The following is a 17,333-nucleotide window of genomic DNA, read 5'->3' as shown; positions in this document are numbered from 1 at the left end:
GCTCCTCGAGAGGTTGGAGGGGTCAGTTCACGCGGTGGACCACGAGATCGGCCAGCTGCCCGAGCCGCTCTGCACGCACGCCGCAGGGCGCCAGCGCCGCATGGGCGCGCGCGTTCAGCGTGCGGGCCAGCGCGCGCGAGGCGTCGAGGCCCAGCATCGATACACAGGTCGGCTTGTCGTCGTACGCGTCCTTGCCGGCGGTCTTGCCCAGCGTGGCCGTGTCGGCGGTCGCATCGAGGATGTCGTCGACCACCTGGAAGGCCAGGCCGATGGCGCTGCTGTAGTCGTCGAGCGCGCGGTACAGCGCGGCGTTCGCTGGTGTGTCGGCCAGGCCGCACAGCGCGCCCATGCGCACGGCGGCGCGGATCAGCGCGCCGGTCTTCATGCGGTGCATCTGCTCGAGCGCGGGCTGGCTCAAGGACCGGCCCGCACTCTGCAGGTCGATGGCCTGGCCGCCAACGAGCTGGCGCGAGCCGGCCGCCTCCGAGAGCTCGCGCACCAGTGCAATGCGGCGCTCGGCCGGCAGCGGCAGTTCGCTCAGCGTGAAGAAGGCCTGCGCCTGCAGCGCGTCGCCCACGAGGATGGCAGTGGCTTCGTCGTAGGCCACGTGCACGGTGGGCTTGCCGCGGCGCAGGTCGTCGTCGTCCATCGCGGGCAGGTCGTCGTGCACGAGCGAGTAGACGTGGACCATCTCGAGGGCGGCGCCCGTGGCGTCCAGCGCGCCGGGCGACGCCTGGGCCAGGGCGCCCGCGGCCTGGCACAGCAAGGGGCGGATGCGCTTGCCGCCGCCGAGCGCGGCATAGCGCAGCGCCTCGTGCAGGCGCGAGGGCACGGTCGCGGTTGGCGGCAGGCCGGCAGCGAGTGCGCGCTCGGTACGGCCGACCGCGTCGTGCATCCAGACCTCGAAGGGGGTCTCGTCCAGGTCGGGCGCCGCACGGTGGGCCGTGTGTTCGACGGTGTAGGTCATCGAGACTCCTTGTGCGAAGGCCTGTCCATGGCCGAGGGGGTCACGCCCGGGAAGCCGCACGAATAGAACTGCGACACCCAGCGCTGGTAGAGCGCGGCGGCCCGTTCATCGGCCATCAGCTTGAGACTTCCCGTGTGGCCCCGGTGCTCCCAGATCTTCGTGTCCTGGTGCGACGTGCGGTCCGACCACAGGCCCGCGAGTGGCGTCATCAGCGCATAGAGCAGCGACTGAATCCCCGCAGGCCAGCGGGCGAAGCGTTCGACCTTCATGGCCGTCACCATGCGCAGGGACCAGCGAAGGGGCGTGTCGGGCGTTGAATACCCCTGCACGCCGGCCTCCAGACCGAGCGAAGGCATCGTGAAGTGGCCGTACAGGTTGCTGGCGTCGTAGTTCGTGAGATGCAGGCAGATGGGTCTGCCCAGCAACCTGGCGGACAACCGGACCACCAGGCAGTTGTCGACGATGTCGGCCGACATCTCCGGTTGCTGAAAGTGGTGGACCGTGTCGAAGTGAATCAGGTCGACGCTGTTTTTCCCGGAGTTCTGGAAGTAGCCGCCCTGTTCGTGATGCACGTAGGCAGGCCGGCTCCAGCCGGTCAGGTCGTGCGTCGGAGGTTCCCTCGAAGGAGCGAGTCCCTCGTGATGCACCCACACGAAGATGACGCCGTTGCGCTCGCGCATGTGCCGTGCGGTCAGCGCCATGCGGGGCACTGCCCCGGCGCGGCCCGTGTGCACGCAGCCGCCCTCGGGACCGAACTGCAGGTGATGGAAGGGACACACCAGGTTCTCGCCCTCGACCCGGCCCCCGTGCCCCAGGTGCGCGCCCATGTGGGGGCAGTAGGGCTCGACCACGCGGGCGAGGCCGGATTGGGTGCGGTACAGAACGATGTCGCGGTCCATCATCGATTTGATCAGCACCGCCCCGCGCTGGAGTTCGTGGCTGAAACAGGCAACGAACCATCCGTTCGCGTACGGCAGCACCGCACGGGCGTCGCCGGGCAGGCACCTCATGTGCGCGACCATCGGCGGACGCGCGCGCAGGGGCGTCGCAGCGTCTGGCACCTGCATCGGCCCGGTGGGAGGCGCGTCGGTCTCGATCTCGGCCTGTTTCAGTAGAACGGTCATGTGAGCGCTCGGTTTCGGTGGAGCTCACGGCGGACTCAGGCCCGGCGCTGGTGTGCGACCTCTCGCCGCGCCGGGTCGTGCGTCCACCACCATTCGCATGACTGGACGCCGATCGATTCGAAACTCTCCGGTGGGCACTCGTGCGTGATGCCGCCGACGACGACGTCGTTGGTCGCCAGACCGCTGATCGATCCGTAGCGGTGGTTGCAGATCGACCACATCGCCGTGCCGTGGTAGTACAGGGACAGCCCGTCGACGAATTCGCGCATCGCGGGCGAGGCGTCCTGGAGAACGTCTTTGCGCAGGCGCTCGAACAGGGAGATCATCCGCCAGCGCATCTCCATGTAGCGCTGCACGGCTTCGTCGAACGTGCAGTGATCGTCGCGCTCGAAGATGAAGAGGATGTTGTGGTCGTTCTCGTTGGAGTTGCGCGCCACCTCCTTGGGATAGGCGTACAGCTCCGCGTCGAGAATGGCCAGCATGGCCGACAGCTCCATCATGGCGCGGGCGCGCTGGTCCTCGTACTCGTCCTGCGCGAGGTCGACATTGCCGACGATGTGCACCAGCGCCGGAAAGGCCATGCCGCCGCCGTTGTACAAGCGCGTGACGAAGAAGTCGCTGAGCGTCGGCCGGGGGTTGGTGATCTTCATCATCTCGGACGTGATGTACCAGCGGATCATCTCGGTGTAGCGCGCGACCTGCTGGGGCTTGGCCAGCCGGTCCAGGCGCTGGCGGATGTCCCGCATCGCCATGGCGTACCTGTCGTCGTTGCACGGCGGCTCCTGCGGGCTGTCGATGGCGCGCAGAATTTCGCAGGCCTTGCGGTTGAAGCCCGCCGGGTCGTTGCTGAGCGGCCCTTCGTCGCAGTATTCGTCGTCGAAGGCAAAGGCCCAGACCACGAAGTCGGAGCCGACCTGCAGCAACTCGTCGGACCCCTTCGAATACATCAGGGCGGCGAGGCGCGAGTTTTCGATCTTGGCCAGGCGCGCCCGTTGCGCCGGGCTGTCGTACATCCGGAAGCGGTCGGCGTACGCGAGCGTCGCCATCTCGAAGCGGTTCGTCAGCGAATGCTCGGCGTCGAAGTGCGGGTGCATCTTCCAGCGATCGGGGAACGGCAGCGGCGGCAGCATGATGCGGCGGGTCATGGGGTTCTCTCTCCTTGGAAACGTCGTCAGGATGGATGGCTGTGCCTGGGGCGAACCGTGCCCGCGGGCCGGTTCGCGCACCGCTTCAGGTCCGCCGCGCAATGAAGCTGAACGACGACGCCTTGTCCTTGGCCAGCGCGTCCGAGAAGCTCACGGCGATGTCGCGCAGCTCGGTGAACGTGGCGGTCTTGCTGGTCGGGTGGTGCGCGTCCAGGTTGTCCTTGACCAGCCCGTACCAGCGGATCACCTCCGCGTTCGACGGCAGCACGCGCTGGTCGAGCACCGCGAAGCCGTGGCGCTCGAGCACCTGCTTCACGCCGTCGGGCGTCTTGCGGTAGCCCGATGCGGCGCGGTCGACCTTGTCGGGGATGTGCGACTTGTAGGTCGCCAGGTCCACCTTGTAGAGGCTCTCCGAAATGATCACCGTGCCGCCGGTGCGCATGCGCGCCGACAGCGAGGCCATGGCCTGCTCCAGCACCTCGGGCGTGAAGTGGATCAGGCTGCCGCGCAGGATGGCCAGGTCGTAGGGCACCTGCGCATCGGGCAGCTCGCCGATGTCCTTGGCGTTGCACTGGTACAGCCGCACGCGGTCGGCCAGGCCTTCGTGCGCGATGAGTTCGCGCGCGCACTCCAGCTGCGGCCGGCTCACGTTCACGCCGTCGATGCGCGCGCACTGCGGGTAGCGCTGCGCAATGAACTTCAGCACCGGGCCCCAGCCGCAGCCGATGTCGATCGCGCGGCGCACGGTGGCCGGCGAGAGGTCGGCGCCGGCCTGCTCGGCGAGTTCGAACTGGTGCTCCATGTGGCGCCGGCCGGAGGCGTCGAGCGGGAGGTCGTGCGGGTCCATCTTCTCGTCGAACACGCCGTACTGGTACCAGAGCTCGTTGCCGATCGCCTTGCGCCACTGGTCGGGCGTGTCGGCATAGACCTGCTCGATCTTGTCCTGGTAGTGGTCGAGGCTGCGGCTGTGGATGACGTCGATGCCGACGGCTTGCGCGGATGCTTGCATGGTGTGGGCGCTCCTTGTGGGGGAAATTCAGAGGCGTCGGGCGATGACGCTGTAGGTCGAGAACTTGTCCTTGATCAGCGCGACCGAAAGGCTGACCGCCATCACGCGCAGCTCCTCCAGCGGCGGCGGGATGGTGTCCGGCGTGAAGTTCTTCTCGATGTTTTCCTTCACGTCGGTGAACCAGCGCGCCACGTCGATGTTGCGCGGGAGCACGCGCATGTCTTCGACCACGAAGCCGCTGTCTTCGAGCACGCGACGGAAGTAGGCCGGTGTCTTGCGGTGCTTGCAGGCGAGGCGGTCGACCTCGTCCTCGATGTCCGAGCGGTAGTTGTCCAGCGGGATGTTGTAGAGGTTGTCGGAGATGACGACCTTGGCCCCCGGGCGCATGCGCGCGGCCACCTGCTTCATCGAGCGTTCGTACAGGTCGTTCGGAAAGTGCGAGATGACGCCGCGGATCGTCACCAGGTCGTAGGGCGTGTCGGGGTTGGGTAGCAGGGCGACGTCCTGCGCGTCGCACAGGTACAGGTTCACGCGGTCGCTCAGGTGCTGCTGGGCGTGGTACCGGGCGCAGTGCGCGAGCTGCGTCTCGCTGATGTTGATGCCGTCGAGCTGGCGGCATTGCGGAAAGTGCTCCGCGAGGTAGCGCAGGCCGAAGCCCCAGCCGCAGCCCACGTCGAGGATGCGGCGGATGGGGAAGGGCGGGGGCTGGTCCAGGCCCGCGATCTCCATCTGCTGGTCGAAGTAGCGCAGGCCCGATTCGTTGAGCGAGATCGGCGGCACCGAGCGCGGGTCGTCGTAGACGCCGAACTGGAACATCAGGTCCTCGCCGATGGCCTTGCGCCAGTCCTCGGGGTCGTCCTGGTAGGTGTACTCGACCTTGGCGTGGTACGGGTTGGCCTCGGCACCCCGGATCACTTGAAGCGAAGGCGGGGCGGGCGCATCGATGCGGCGTGCGGTGGCTGTGCTCATCGGGTTCTCCTGTGGCTGGCGGTCACGGTGGGTTTCAGGAAACGAGGCTCATGCGAGCCGTGCGGAATGCGGGGGCGTGGGCATCGAAGAACGCCTGGATCGACTGCACCAGCCCGTCGGCATCCAGGCCGTGGGCAGCAAGCAATCGGGCGCAGTCGCCGTGCTCGACGAACTGGTCGGGCAGGCCCAGGTGCAGCGACGGAATCAGCACGCCCTGCGCGGCGAGTGATTCGAGGCAGGCGGCGCCGGCGCCGCCCATCACGCAGCCTTCTTCGACCGTGACGAGCACGTCGTGCGTCTCGGCGAGCGACAGCACCAGCTCGGCATCGAGCGGCTTGACGAAGCGCATGTTGGCGACCGTGGCGTCGAGCCGTTCGGCGGCGGCCAGGCTGGGCGCCACCATCGTGCCGAAGGCCAGGATGGCGATGCGCGCGCCCATGGGCTGCGTCGACTCGCGCCGCACCTGGCCGCGGCCGATGTGCAGCGGCTGCAGCGCGCGCACGGGCAGCGCGCCGGGCCCGCCGCCGCGCGGGTAGCGCACGGCGGCGGGGCCGTCGTGGCGCAGGGCGGTGTGCAGCATCTGGCGGCACTCGTCCTCGTCGGACGCGGCCATCACGACCATGTTCGGAATGCAGCGCAGGTAGGCGACGTCGAAGGCACCCATGTGCGTCGCGCCGTCGGCGCCGACGATGCCGGCGCGGTCGACCGCGAACACGACCGGCAGGTTCTGCAAGGCCACGTCGTGGATCAGCTGGTCGTAGGCGCGCTGCAGGAAGGTCGAGTAGATGGCGACCACGGGCCGCATCCCCGCCGCCGCGAGGCCCGCGGCGAAGGTCACGGCGTGCTGCTCGGCGATGCCGACGTCGAAGTAGCGCTCGGGAAAGCGGCGCTCGAAGTCCATCAGGGCCGAGCCCTCGCGCATGGCCGGCGTGATGGCGACCACGCGCGCATCGGCCTCGGCCTCGTCGCAGAGCCAGTCGCTGAAGACCTGGGCGTAGGTCGGCTTGGCGGGGGCCGACGCAGGAGCCGTCTTGATGCCGGCGGCGGGGTCGAACTTGCCGGGGCCGTGGTACAGGACCGGGTCCTGCTCGGCCGGGCGGTAGCCGTGGCCCTTCTGCGTGACGATGTGCAGCAGCTGCGGGCCCGGCTGCGCCTGCAACTTCTGCAGGGCCGGGATCAGCGCGCCCAGGTCGTGGCCGTCGATCGGGCCGGTGTAGTGGAAGCCGAATTGCTCGAAGAGGGTGGCGGGCGACAGGCCGAGCTCCGAGGGCTCGCAGGGGGCCAGCGCCGGGCGCATGGCGCGCAATCTTTGCCGGCTGGCCTCATTGGCGCTGGCATAGGCGCGTTCTGAAATCAATCCGCCCAGATAAAGGCGCAGCATGCCGACTGGTGGCGAAATCGACATGTCGTTGTCGTTCAATATCACCAATAGGCGGCCGCAGGCCTGCGTATTGTTCATGGCCTCGAAGGCCATGCCGGCGCTCAGGGCCCCGTCGCCGATCACCGCGATGGCGTGGTCGGTCGAATTGGAAATGCGGGCGGCCTACGCAAATCCCAGGGCGGCGGAAATGGAGGTGCTGGAATGCGCGGTGCCGAAATGATCGTGCTCGGATTCGGTGCGCCGGGGAAATCCGGAAATTCCACCGAATTGGCGCAAGGTGGGCATGGCCTGGCGCCGGCCGGTCAGGATCTTGTGGGCGTAGCTCTGGTGGCCGACATCCCAGACGATGCGGTCGCGCGGGGTGTCGAACACGTAGTGCAGGGCGACCGTCAGCTCGACCGTGCCCAGGTTGGAGGCGAAGTGGCCGCCCGTGCGCGACACGCTGTCGATGATGAAGGATCGCAATTCATCCGCAAGGCCCGGCAATTGCGCAACGCCGAGCTGGCGCAGCGAATGGGGCGAATCGATGGCTTCGAGCAGGGCATGCATTCCGGTTTCTCCGTGGGATTGGAAACGCCTGGGCCGTGATGAAAGAATTCTTCGTGCGACGCGGATCTGATTGTTTTTGGGTGAAGCAATGCATTGAAAATTGACGCATCAATTTTCTTTGCAATGCCTCTGTGGGAATTTTTCACTGCGCCGGCTTTGCTTTTTCAATTCAAGGTCAGGCGCAATCAGGGGGTCAGCGTAGGGGATGGATTTGGCGCACGCAAGCGAATGCGGCTGCAAATTTTTTGATACCCCGGGTTATTTACCCCCGAGGTTTTAATCAGTTTTTTGGATGGCGCGGCGCGCGCGCACGACCGCCGCGGCCGCTCGAAAACGGCCGCGGTGCGCGGTCAGGGAGAGAAGGGGGAGAAAAGGGGTGCGCCGACGCCCGCGCACGGCGGGCGATCGGGCGGTGCCGTCAGACGCCGGCGGCGTGCGCCTGCTGGTCGGCGTGGTAGCTGGAGCGCACCATCGCGCCCACGGCCGCGTGGCTGAAGCCCATCTTGTAGGCCTCTTCCTCGAACATCTTGAAGGTGTCGGGGTGCACGTAGCGGCGCACCGGCAGGTGCGAGCCCGACGGCGACAGGTACTGGCCGATGGTCAGCATGTCGATGTCGTGGGCGCGCATGTCGCGCATCACCTGCAGGATCTCTTCGTCGGTTTCGCCCAGGCCGACCATGATGCCGCTCTTGGTCGGCACGTTGGGGTGCAGCGCCTTGAACTTCTTCAGCAGGTTCAGGCTGAACTGGTAGTCGCTGCCGGGGCGCGCTTCCTTGTACAGGCGCGGCGCGGTTTCCAGGTTGTGGTTCATCACGTCGGGCGGCGCGGCCTTGAGGATTTCCAGCGCGCGGTCGTCGCGGCCGCGGAAGTCGGGCACCAGGATTTCGATCTGCGTCATCGGCGAGAGCTCGCGGATGTTGCTGATGCAGTCGACGAAGTGTTGGCTGCCGCCGTCGCGCAGGTCGTCGCGGTCGACGCTGGTGATCACCACGTACTTCAGGCGCAGCTTGGCGATGGTCTTGGCCAGGTTGAGCGGCTCGTCCTTGTCCAGCGGGTCGGGGCGGCCGTGGCCCACGTCGCAGAACGGGCAGCGGCGCGTGCACTTGTCGCCCATGATCATGAAGGTGGCCGTGCCGTTGCCGAAGCATTCGCCGATGTTCGGGCACGAGGCTTCTTCGCAGACGGTGTGCAGGTTGCTTTCGCGCAGGATCTGCTTGATCTCGTAGAAGCGCGTGGTGGGGCTGCCGGCCTTCACGCGGATCCACTCGGGCTTCTTGAGCACTTCGCCGGTCTGCACCACCTTGACGGGGATGCGCGAGAGCTTGGCCGCGGCCTTCTGCTTGGCCAGCGGGTTGTAGGTTTCGGCGCTCTGGGCGTCGCGGACGACTTCGGTGGTGCTCATTGGTGTGTCAAGGAGCCAGGAAAGCCCCGAGCTTTTGGCTCAGCACTTTGGCGGCTTCTTCCCATGTGGTTTGGACGCCGATTGTAGAAAGGTCGACCGTTTGCAGCCCCGCGTAGCCGCAAGGGTTGATGCGCGAGAAGGGTTCGAGGTCCATCGCGACATTGAGCGACACACCGTGGTAAGTGGCGTGGCGGCTCACCTTGATGCCCAGCGCGGCGATCTTGCCCAGGCCCCGGAACGGGTCGGCGCCGGGCATCGGGCCGGTGAGGGCGGCGTGCGAGAACGGGTCGTCCAGGCGCACGTAGATGCCCGGCGCGCCCGCCACGCGGTGGCCCGTCACGCCGAAGTGGGCGAGCGTGCGCAGCACCGATTCCTCGATGCGGTAGACGTATTCCTTGACGTAGTAGCCCGCGCGCCGCAGGTCGATGAGCGGGTAGGCCACCACCTGGCCGGGGCCGTGGAAGGTGACCTGCCCGCCCCGGTCGGTCTGCACGACCGGGATCGGGCCGGGGGCCAGGATGTGATCGGTCTTGCCCGCCAGCCCCTGCGTGAACACGGGGTCGTGCTCGCAGATCCATAGCGCGTCGGGCGTCTCGGGCGTGCGCTCCTGCGTGAAGCGCTGCATCGCCGCGTACGTGGCGAGGTAGTCGGCCCGGCCGAGCCACTGCGCTTCGAGGGGCGTCAAAGAACGACTTTCACCATCGGGTGCGCAGACAGGGCGCGGTAGAGGTCGTCGAGCTGTTCGCGGCTGGTGGCGGTGACGGTGATGGTCACGCCCAGGTAGTTGCCGGCCTTGCTGTCGCGCAGCTCGACCGTGGTGGCGTCGAAGGCCGGGTCGAAGCGCTCGGCGATCTGCGTGATGGCGTGCACGAAGCCGTCGACCTTCGCGCCCATCACCTTGATGGGGAACTGCGAGGGGTACTCGATCAGCGATTCCTTGCGCGGATCGGGGATCGATGCGGTGTCGGTGGGGGGCGTTGTGTCGGTCATGCGGTGGCTCCTGGCGCGTCGGCGTTGCGTTGCTTGGCCTGTTGGTAGGCGGCATACAAGCTCTGGTAGATGGGGCCGGGACGGCCATTGCCAATGGTCTGGCCGTCGAGTGTGACGACGGGCAACACTTCCTTGGTGGCCGAGGACAGCAGCAGCTCGTCGGCGCCGAACACTTCGTCACGCGACACGCGGCGCAGCGCGAAGGGAATGACGCTGTCCTGGCACAGGCGCTCGAGCAGGCCGTAGCGGATGCCGGTCAGCACGAGGTTGTCCTTGGGCGGGCCGATGAGCGTGCCGTCCTTCACGATCCACACGTTGCTCGACGACGCCTCGCTGAGCCAGTCGCCGCGGAACATCACGGTCTCGGTGGCGCCGGCCTCGACGCTGATCTGCCGCGCGAGCACCGCGCCCAGCAGGCTGGTGCTCTTGATGTGGGCCTTCTGCCAGCGGAAGTCATCGGCGGTGACGCAGGCCGCGCCCTTGGTGCGCACCGCATCGGCCACGGGCGGCAGGGGGTTCACCATCGCGAATACGGTGGGACGCAGGCCGCGCACCATGACGTGGTCGCGCGGCGCCACGCCGCGCGAGACCTGGAAGTAGATCGCCTGCGGTGCCTTGCCCTGCGGTGCGGCAAGCTGCGTCGCGATGGCGCGCCATTCGTCGCGCGAGTAGGGGTTGTCGATCTGCAGCTCGGCCAGCGAGCGCTCGAGGCGCGCGATGTGCTCGTCGAAGCAGAAGGGCACGCCGAAGTAGACGGGGATCACTTCGTAGATGCCGTCGCCGAAGATGAAGCCGCGGTCGAGGACGCTGATCTTCGCGTCGCGCAGGGGGGTGAATTCGCCGTTGAGAAAGCACGGCGTGTCGGGCAGTGCCGAGGTGATGTCTTGCATCCGCAAATTATGGGCGGACGCCACACTCGGTGCAGAACTGTCGACGAAGTGTCACGTTATGGCGGGACCCCGCTAGGTTTTACTTATAATCAATGGCTTTGTAAAATTCTCCGGGGACAAACACGGGGTGCATTCGAATGACAACCAACGCCCCTGTCCCTGAGGTTGACGCCGAAGAATCCGATTTCAAGCCACTGACGGCCGAAGAGGCCCAGAAGTTGCGCGAGCAAAACCCCGAGCTGTCACCCTGGTGGGTGATCGCAGCCCAAGTGGCTGCAGGCGTGGTGGTAGCTTGCCTGGCGTGGATCTGGACGGCGCGATCCGAGGCTGCAATCTCGGCGTTTTACGGAGCCATGACAGTAGCGATCCCCGCGGCCTTGTTTGTCCGCGGTGTCCGGCGCAAACCGGGCATGCCGTCGCAGGCTGTCATGTTGAGGTTTTTTGTGTGGGAGATGATCAAGATCGCGCTGACCGTTGCCTTGCTGGCCGCGGCGCCGTGGCTGATCGGGGGGCTCGTCTGGCTGGCCATGGTGGCTGGCGTGGTGGTCGCCATGAAGATGTACTGGGTGGCACTGCTGGTGCGGCCCAAATTTTTGAACCGGATTTGACTGTTTTGGAAGAGAGACGCTGAAAGATGGCCGCCGAAGGACACGCCCCGACCGCGAGTGAATACATCGTTCACCACCTCCAGCACTGGCAAGTCGACTGGAGCCTCAAGCCCGTCGTTCAATCCGCCATTGTTGACTTCAACGTCATCAACCTCGACTCGGTGCTCTACGCGCTGATCATCGGCGCATTGGGCTGCTTCGTGCTGTGGCTGGCTGCCCGCAAGGCAACGCCCGGCGTGCCCGGCCGTTTCCAGGCGGCGGTCGAGATCCTGGTCGAGATGGTCGACAACCAGGCCAAGGCCAACGTGCACAACGCCGCGAGCCGCAAGTTTATTGCCCCGCTGGCGCTCACCGTGTTCGTCTGGATCTTCCTGCTGAACGCGATGGACATGCTGCCGGTCGACCTGCTGCCGGCCATCTGGACCCAGGTCTACTCGGCACTGGGCCACGATCCGCACCACGCCTACATGCGTGCCGTGCCGACCGCCGACCTCTCGACCACGCTCGGTCTTTCCACTTCCGTGCTGCTCCTGTGCCTCTTCTACAGCGTCAAGGTCAAGGGCCTGGGCGGCTGGGGCCACGAGCTGATCACCGCGCCCTTCGGTGCCCACCCTCTGCTGTGGCCCGTCAACCTGCTGATGCAGGTCATCGAGTACCTGGCCAAGACGGTCTCGCACGGCATGCGGTTGTTCGGCAACATGTATGCGGGCGAGCTCGTCTTCATGCTCATCGCCCTCATGGGCGGTGCCATGGCGGCCTCGTTCTCCGGTGTGTTGCTGCCCATCGGGCACATCATTGCCGGCACTGTCTGGGCGATCTTCCACATCCTGGTGATCACGCTGCAGGCTTTCATCTTCATGATGCTGACCCTGATCTATCTGGGCCAGGCGCATGAGGCGCATTGAGTTTCCCTTTTTCTTTTCGTTTGCTTTAAATCTGTTCTAAGGAGTCATCATGGAAAACATTCTCGGTCTCGTCGCTCTCGCTTGTGGTCTGATCGTCGGTCTCGGCGCCATCGGTGCTTCCATCGGCATCGCGCTGATGGGTGGCAAGTTCCTGGAATCGTCGGCCCGTCAACCTGAGCTCATGAACGACCTGCAGACCAAGATGTTCATCTTGGCTGGTCTGATCGACGCGGCCTTCCTGATCGGCGTGGCCATCGCCCTGCTGTTCGCCTTCGCCAACCCGTTCGCCGCGACCCTGCTGGCCAACCTGCCCAAGTAAGCCGGTTCAACGCCACTCCAGAAAGGTGTTGCCGTGAGTATCAACGCGACCCTGTTCGTTCAGGCCATCGTCTTCCTGCTGCTGGTGCTGTTCACGATGAAATTCGTGTGGCCGCCCATCGCGAAGGCTTTGGATGAACGCGCACAAAAGATCGCTGCGGGCCTGGCGGCCGCCGAGAAGGCCAAGGCTGAACTCGCTTCCGCCAACCAGCGCGTCGAGCAGGAACTGGTTCAGTCTCGCAACGAGACCACCAGCCGCCTGGCCGATGCCGAGCGCCGCGCCCAGCAGATCATCGAAGAGGCCAAGGGCCGTGCAACGGTGGAGGCCAACAAGATCGTGGCCGACGCGCACGCCGAAGCCGAACAGCAGTCCGTGCGTGCCCGTGAAGCCCTGCGTGAGCAGGTTGCTGCGCTGGCCGTCAAGGGTGCCGAGCAGATTCTCCGCAAGGAAGTCAACGCCGGTGTCCACGCCGACCTGCTCCAGCGCCTGAAGACCGAGCTCTGAGGACGATATGGCCGAACTTGCGACCATTGCCCGCCCCTACGCGGACGCGCTCTTCGGGGCTACTTCGAGCGACCTCGAAGGCACGGCCGGATGGATCGGCCAGCTGGCCGCCATCACTGCCGATCCGCAGCTCCTGCAGTTCGCTGCCGACCCGAAGGTGTCGCCGGAACAGATCTTCGATCTGATCTCCGGTCTGCTGCCGCAAGCCTTGCCGGACACCGGCAAGAACTTCCTGCGCACGGTGATCGACAACGGCCGGCTTGCTGCATTGCCTGAAGTCGCGGCCCAGTACCGCGAGCTCAAGAACGCCAAGGGCGGCACGGCCGACGCGGTGATCTACAGCGCCTTCCCGATCGACGCGGCGAGTCTCGCCGAGGTCGCCGTGGCACTGCAGCGCCGTTTCGGTCGCCCGCTGAACACGCGTGTGGAATCCGATCCTTCGCTGATCGGCGGCATCCGTGTGGTGGTGGGGGACGAAGTCCTCGACACCTCCGTCAAGGCGCGTCTCGAACAAATGAAAGCAGCGCTCACCGCCTGAGGCGGCGAGCCGCGGTTGGCCCTATTTATTGAAAGAAGGAAAGAGTCATGCAACTCAATCCCGCAGAAATTTCCGAACTGATCAAGAGCCGCATCGAAGGCCTTGGCGTCAGCGCCGACATCCGCAACCAGGGCACCGTGGTCTCGGTGACCGACGGCATCGTGCGCGTGCACGGCCTGTCGGACGCGATGCAAGGCGAAATGCTGGAGTTCCCGCCCACGGCTGACGGCACGCCGTCGTTCGGCCTGGCGCTGAACCTCGAGCGCGACTCGGTCGGCGCCGTGATTCTGGGCGAGTACGAGCACATCTCCGAAGGCGACACCGTCAAGTGCACGGGCCGCATCCTGGAAGTGCCCGTGGGTCCCGAGCTCATCGGCCGCGTGGTGAACGCACTGGGCCAGCCGATCGACGGCAAGGGTCCGATCAACGCCAAGATGACCGACGTGATCGAAAAGGTCGCTCCCGGCGTGATCGCACGGAAGTCCGTGGACCAGCCGATGCAGACCGGCCTGAAGTCGATCGACTCCATGGTGCCCGTCGGCCGTGGCCAGCGCGAGCTGATCATCGGCGACCGCCAGACCGGCAAGACGGCCGTGGCGATCGACGCGATCATCAACCAGAAGGGTCAGAACATGACCTGCGTCTACGTTGCGATCGGTCAGAAGGCTTCGTCGATCAAGAACGTGGTGCGCTCGCTGGAACAAGCCGGCGCGATGGACTACACCATCGTGGTGGCCGCATCGGCTTCCGAATCGGCTGCCATGCAGTACGTGTCGGCCTACTCGGGCTGCACGATGGGCGAGTACTTCCGCGACCGCGGCCAGGACGCCCTGATCGTCTATGACGACCTGTCCAAGCAAGCCGTGGCCTACCGTCAGGTGTCGCTGCTGCTGCGCCGCCCGCCAGGCCGCGAAGCCTACCCCGGCGACGTGTTCTATCTCCACAGCCGTCTGCTCGAGCGCGCAGCCCGCGTGAACGCCGACTACGTCGAGGCCTTCACCAAGGGTGAAGTCAAGGGCAAGACCGGTTCGCTGACGGCCCTCCCGATCATCGAAACGCAAGCTGGCGACGTGTCCGCTTTCGTTCCGACCAACGTGATCTCGATCACCGACGGCCAGATCTTCCTGGAAACCAGCCTGTTCAACGCCGGCATCCGTCCCGCCATCAACGCCGGTATCTCGGTGTCGCGCGTGGGTTCGTCGGCGCAGACCAACCTGATCAAGAACCAGTCGGGCGGCATCCGTACCGACCTGGCCCAGTACCGTGAACTGGCCGCGTTCGCGCAGTTCGCTTCCGACCTCGACGAAGCGACCCGCAAGCAACTCGACCGCGGTGCGCGCGTGACGGAACTGCTCAAGCAGACCCAGTACAGCCCGCTGCCGATCTCGCTGATGAATGCCACGCTGTTCGCAGTGAACAAGGGCTTCATGGACGACATCGACGTCAAGAAGGTGCTCCCGTTCGAACACGGCTTCCACCAGCTGCTGAAGACGAGCCACGCCGCCCTGCTCGAAACCATGGAAAAGCATGGTGCCAAGTGGGACGTCAAGCCGGCCAAGCCGGACGACAGCGCGGAAAAGCAGGCCTTCAAGAAGGTGTGCCAGGACGCCGAAGCCGAACTGCTGGCAGCAGCCACCTCGTTCAAGAAGTCGTTCGCCTGAGCGACCTTTTGACCGACGCAAGAAGGAGCTCATATGGCAGCTGGTAAGGAAATCCGCGGCAAGATCAAATCGGTGGAGAACACCAAGAAGATCACCAAGGCCATGGAAATGGTCTCGGTTTCCAAGATGCGCAAGGCGCAAGAGCGCATGCGTGCCGCACGCCCCTACAGCGAGAAGATCCGCAACATCGCGGCGAACCTTGGCAAGGCGAATCCCGAGTACACGCACGCCTTCATGAAGAAGAACGACGCCAAGGCGATCGGCTTCATCATCGTGACGAGCGACAAGGGCCTGTGCGGTGGCTTGAACACCAACCTGCTGCGTGCCGTGACGGCCAAGCTGCGCGAAGCGCAGTCGGCCGGCGTGGCGATCGAGTCGGTCGCCATCGGCAGCAAGGGCCTGGGCTTCCTGAACCGTATCGGTGCCCGCGTGGTGGCGCACGTCACCCACCTGGGTGACACGCCGCATCTGGACAAGCTCATCGGCCCGGTCAAGACGCTGCTGGACGCTTACGCGGAAGGCAAGCTCTCGGCCGTGTACCTGTGCTACACGAAGTTCATCAACACGATCAAGCAGGAGCCGCTCGTCGAGCAGCTGCTGCCGCTGGCCGCAGACTCGCTGCAAGTCGAGGAAGGCCAGCACTCGTGGGACTACATCTACGAGCCCGATGCGCAAAGCGTGATCGACGAGCTGCTGGTCCGCTATGTCGAGTCGCTGGTCTACCAGGGCGTGGCAGAAAACATGGCGTCCGAGCATTCGGCGCGGATGGTGGCCATGAAGGCCGCCACCGACAACGCAGGCAACGTGATCAGCGAGCTGAAGCTGGTCTACAACAAGACCCGCCAGGCCGGCATCACCAAGGAGCTCTCGGAAATCGTTTCGGGCGCTGCGGCGGCCGCCGGTGTCTGAGCCCTTCGGACCTCAACAGATTTAAATTTTTATCGGAGCAGACATGGCTCAAGCAGAAGCAGTTCAAGGCAAGATCGTTCAGTGTATTGGCGCTGTGGTCGACGTGGAATTCCCGCGCGACAAGATGCCCAAGATCTACGACGCCCTCAAGTTCGAAGGCAGCGCACTGACGCTCGAAGTCCAGCAGCAGCTCGGCGACGGCGTGGTCCGCACGATTGCGCTGGGTTCTTCCGACGGCCTGCGCCGCGGCCTGATCGTGACCAACACGCAAGCCCCCATCACCGTGCCCGTGGGCAAGGCGACGCTGGGCCGCATCATGGACGTGCTGGGCGCGCCCATCGACGAGCGTGGTCCGGTCGACCAGACGCTGACCGCCTCCATCCACCGCAAGGCTCCCGCGTACGACGAACTGTCGCCGTCGCAAGACCTGCTGGAAACCGGCATCAAGGTGATCGACCTGGTGTGCCCGTTCGCCAAGGGCGGCAAGGTGGGCCTGTTCGGTGGTGCCGGCGTGGGCAAGACCGTGAACATGATGGAACTCATCAACAACATCGCCAAGGCTCACTCGGGTCTGTCGGTGTTCGCTGGTGTGGGCGAACGTACCCGTGAAGGCAACGACTTCTATCACGAGATGGCCGACTCCGGCGTCGTGAACCTCGAGAAGCTCGAAGACTCCAAGGTCGCCATGGTCTACGGCCAGATGAACGAGCCCCCGGGCAACCGTCTGCGCGTGGCCCTGACCGGCCTGACCATCGCCGAGTCGTTCCGCGACGAAGGCCGCGACGTGCTGTTCTTCGTGGACAACATCTACCGCTACACGCTGGCCGGTACCGAAGTGTCGGCACTGCTGGGCCGCATGCCTTCCGCCGTGGGCTACCAGCCGACGCTGGCCGAGGAAATGGGCCGTCTGCAAGAGCGGATCACGTCGACCAAGGTCGGCTCGATCACCTCGATCCAGGCCGTGTACGTCCCTGCCGACGACTTGACCGACCCGTCGCCCGCCACGACCTTCGCCCACTTGGACTCGACCGTGGTGCTGTCGCGTGACATCGCTTCGCTGGGTATCTACCCCGCCGTGGACCCGCTGGACTCGACCTCGCGCCAGCTCGACCCGAACGTGGTCGGCGAAGAGCACTACAACGTGGCCCGCGCCGTGCAAGGCACGCTGCAGCGCTACAAGGAACTGCGCGACATCATCGCGATTCTGGGCATGGACGAACTGGCTCCCGACGACAAGCTCGCCGTGGCCCGCGCCCGCAAGATCCAGCGTTTCCTGTCGCAGCCGTTCCACGTGGCCGAAGTGTTCACGGGTTCGCCGGGCAAGTACGTGCCGCTGTCGGAAACCATCCGCGGCTTCAAGATGATCGTGAACGGCGAAGCCGACCACCTGCCGGAACAAGCGTTCTACATGGTCGGCACCATCGACGAAGCGTTCGAAAAAGCCAAGAAGGTCGCCTAAGGCG

Annotated in this window: 17 protein-coding genes and 1 pseudogene; 8 read left to right on the top strand and 10 right to left on the bottom strand. The window is 65.6% G+C overall.

Going from position 1 to position 17,333, the window contains the following annotated elements:
• Positions 1-22: 22 nt before the first annotated feature.
• The 10 genes and pseudogenes from ACAM42_RS30995 to ACAM42_RS30950 form a co-directional block, all read right to left on the bottom strand.
• On the bottom strand, positions 23-895 hold the full coding sequence (locus tag ACAM42_RS30995; protein ID WP_369632824.1) for a polyprenyl synthetase family protein: 873 nt from the start codon (positions 893-895) through the stop codon (positions 23-25).
• A 68-nt stretch (positions 896-963) separates the two neighbouring features.
• Positions 964-2,091, bottom strand: a complete 1,128-nt coding sequence (locus ACAM42_RS30990; protein WP_369630439.1) for a Rieske 2Fe-2S domain-containing protein — start codon at positions 2,089-2,091, stop codon at positions 964-966.
• Between the two features lie 35 nt (positions 2,092-2,126).
• Entirely contained in the window at positions 2,127-3,236 is a 1,110-nt protein-coding gene (locus ACAM42_RS30985) for a terpene synthase family protein (protein ID WP_369630438.1), read from the bottom strand.
• A gap of 85 nt (positions 3,237-3,321) precedes the next feature.
• Positions 3,322-4,245: a cyclopropane-fatty-acyl-phospholipid synthase family protein gene (locus ACAM42_RS30980; protein ID WP_369630437.1), complete on the bottom strand. Its 924-nt coding sequence runs from the start codon at positions 4,243-4,245 to the stop codon at positions 3,322-3,324.
• A 27-nt stretch (positions 4,246-4,272) separates the two neighbouring features.
• On the bottom strand, positions 4,273-5,214 hold the full coding sequence (locus ACAM42_RS30975) for a cyclopropane-fatty-acyl-phospholipid synthase family protein (protein ID WP_369630436.1): 942 nt from the start codon (positions 5,212-5,214) through the stop codon (positions 4,273-4,275).
• A gap of 34 nt (positions 5,215-5,248) precedes the next feature.
• A pseudogene (dxs, locus tag ACAM42_RS30970) lies at positions 5,249-7,144 on the bottom strand (1-deoxy-D-xylulose-5-phosphate synthase).
• A 418-nt stretch (positions 7,145-7,562) separates the two neighbouring features.
• Positions 7,563-8,546 carry a lipoyl synthase gene (gene lipA, locus ACAM42_RS30965; RefSeq protein WP_062480166.1) on the bottom strand — a complete coding sequence of 328 codons (984 nt, stop codon included), beginning with the start codon at positions 8,544-8,546 and terminating at the stop codon, positions 7,563-7,565.
• Between the two features lie 7 nt (positions 8,547-8,553).
• A complete protein-coding gene (gene lipB, locus ACAM42_RS30960; RefSeq protein ID WP_235926976.1) occupies positions 8,554-9,171 on the bottom strand; it encodes a lipoyl(octanoyl) transferase LipB in 618 nt (205 codons plus the stop codon).
• Positions 9,172-9,227: 56 nt separating this feature from the next.
• Positions 9,228-9,536 carry a YbeD family protein gene (locus ACAM42_RS30955; protein WP_095747011.1) on the bottom strand — a complete coding sequence of 103 codons (309 nt, stop codon included), beginning with the start codon at positions 9,534-9,536 and terminating at the stop codon, positions 9,228-9,230.
• Positions 9,533-10,426 carry a D-amino acid aminotransferase gene (locus ACAM42_RS30950; RefSeq protein WP_369630435.1) on the bottom strand — a complete coding sequence of 298 codons (894 nt, stop codon included), beginning with the start codon at positions 10,424-10,426 and terminating at the stop codon, positions 9,533-9,535. The genes ACAM42_RS30955 and ACAM42_RS30950 overlap by 4 nt, the downstream gene beginning before the upstream one ends.
• A gap of 137 nt (positions 10,427-10,563) precedes the next feature.
• Here ACAM42_RS30950 and ACAM42_RS30945 point away from each other — a divergent pair, with 137 nt between their 5' ends.
• From ACAM42_RS30945 to atpD, 8 genes are read left to right on the top strand one after another with little or no spacing between them, the layout of a single operon-like run.
• A complete protein-coding gene (locus ACAM42_RS30945; protein ID WP_056576477.1) occupies positions 10,564-11,034 on the top strand; it encodes an ATP synthase subunit I in 471 nt (156 codons plus the stop codon).
• A gap of 26 nt (positions 11,035-11,060) precedes the next feature.
• Positions 11,061-11,939, top strand: coding sequence for a F0F1 ATP synthase subunit A (gene atpB, locus ACAM42_RS30940; protein WP_095747009.1), 879 nt, complete (start codon positions 11,061-11,063; stop codon positions 11,937-11,939).
• 49 nt (positions 11,940-11,988) lie between these two features.
• Positions 11,989-12,258, top strand: a complete 270-nt coding sequence (gene atpE / locus ACAM42_RS30935; protein ID WP_056576471.1) for a F0F1 ATP synthase subunit C — start codon at positions 11,989-11,991, stop codon at positions 12,256-12,258.
• 33 nt (positions 12,259-12,291) lie between these two features.
• Entirely contained in the window at positions 12,292-12,762 is a 471-nt protein-coding gene (locus ACAM42_RS30930; protein WP_062480176.1) for a F0F1 ATP synthase subunit B, read from the top strand.
• 7 nt (positions 12,763-12,769) lie between these two features.
• On the top strand, positions 12,770-13,300 hold the full coding sequence (locus ACAM42_RS30925; RefSeq protein WP_062480178.1) for a F0F1 ATP synthase subunit delta: 531 nt from the start codon (positions 12,770-12,772) through the stop codon (positions 13,298-13,300).
• Positions 13,301-13,347: 47 nt separating this feature from the next.
• Entirely contained in the window at positions 13,348-14,961 is a 1,614-nt protein-coding gene (gene atpA, locus ACAM42_RS30920) for a F0F1 ATP synthase subunit alpha (RefSeq protein WP_062480180.1), read from the top strand.
• Between the two features lie 33 nt (positions 14,962-14,994).
• Positions 14,995-15,870: a F0F1 ATP synthase subunit gamma gene (gene atpG / locus ACAM42_RS30915; RefSeq protein WP_062480182.1), complete on the top strand. Its 876-nt coding sequence runs from the start codon at positions 14,995-14,997 to the stop codon at positions 15,868-15,870.
• Between the two features lie 43 nt (positions 15,871-15,913).
• Positions 15,914-17,329 carry a F0F1 ATP synthase subunit beta gene (gene atpD, locus ACAM42_RS30910; protein WP_062480184.1) on the top strand — a complete coding sequence of 472 codons (1,416 nt, stop codon included), beginning with the start codon at positions 15,914-15,916 and terminating at the stop codon, positions 17,327-17,329.
• Positions 17,330-17,333: the final 4 nt, after the last annotated feature.

This window comes from Variovorax sp. V35, from assembly GCF_041154465.1.
In the GTDB taxonomy this organism is placed as follows: domain Bacteria; phylum Pseudomonadota; class Gammaproteobacteria; order Burkholderiales; family Burkholderiaceae_C; genus Variovorax; species Variovorax boronicumulans.
This window is presented reverse-complemented; position numbering and strand designations above follow the sequence as displayed.

Coding starts and splice junctions, on each gene's coding strand:
- lipB (WP_235926976.1), bottom strand. CDS start 9,171: ATGCAGCGCTTCACGCAGGAGCGCACGCCCGAGACGCCCGACGCGCTA.
- ACAM42_RS30925 (WP_062480178.1), top strand. CDS start 12,770: ATGGCCGAACTTGCGACCATTGCCCGCCCCTACGCGGACGCGCTCTTC.
- ACAM42_RS30995 (WP_369632824.1), bottom strand. CDS start 895: ATGCACGACGCGGTCGGCCGTACCGAGCGCGCACTCGCTGCCGGCCTG.
- ACAM42_RS30955 (WP_095747011.1), bottom strand. CDS start 9,536: ATGACCGACACAACGCCCCCCACCGACACCGCATCGATCCCCGATCCG.
- atpA (WP_062480180.1), top strand. CDS start 13,348: ATGCAACTCAATCCCGCAGAAATTTCCGAACTGATCAAGAGCCGCATC.
- ACAM42_RS30990 (WP_369630439.1), bottom strand. CDS start 2,091: ATGACCGTTCTACTGAAACAGGCCGAGATCGAGACCGACGCGCCTCCC.
- ACAM42_RS30985 (WP_369630438.1), bottom strand. CDS start 3,236: ATGACCCGCCGCATCATGCTGCCGCCGCTGCCGTTCCCCGATCGCTGG.
- ACAM42_RS30975 (WP_369630436.1), bottom strand. CDS start 5,214: ATGAGCACAGCCACCGCACGCCGCATCGATGCGCCCGCCCCGCCTTCG.
- atpB (WP_095747009.1), top strand. CDS start 11,061: ATGGCCGCCGAAGGACACGCCCCGACCGCGAGTGAATACATCGTTCAC.
- atpG (WP_062480182.1), top strand. CDS start 14,995: ATGGCAGCTGGTAAGGAAATCCGCGGCAAGATCAAATCGGTGGAGAAC.
- atpD (WP_062480184.1), top strand. CDS start 15,914: ATGGCTCAAGCAGAAGCAGTTCAAGGCAAGATCGTTCAGTGTATTGGC.
- lipA (WP_062480166.1), bottom strand. CDS start 8,546: ATGAGCACCACCGAAGTCGTCCGCGACGCCCAGAGCGCCGAAACCTAC.
- ACAM42_RS30950 (WP_369630435.1), bottom strand. CDS start 10,426: ATGCAAGACATCACCTCGGCACTGCCCGACACGCCGTGCTTTCTCAAC.
- atpE (WP_056576471.1), top strand. CDS start 11,989: ATGGAAAACATTCTCGGTCTCGTCGCTCTCGCTTGTGGTCTGATCGTC.
- ACAM42_RS30980 (WP_369630437.1), bottom strand. CDS start 4,245: ATGCAAGCATCCGCGCAAGCCGTCGGCATCGACGTCATCCACAGCCGC.
- ACAM42_RS30945 (WP_056576477.1), top strand. CDS start 10,564: ATGACAACCAACGCCCCTGTCCCTGAGGTTGACGCCGAAGAATCCGAT.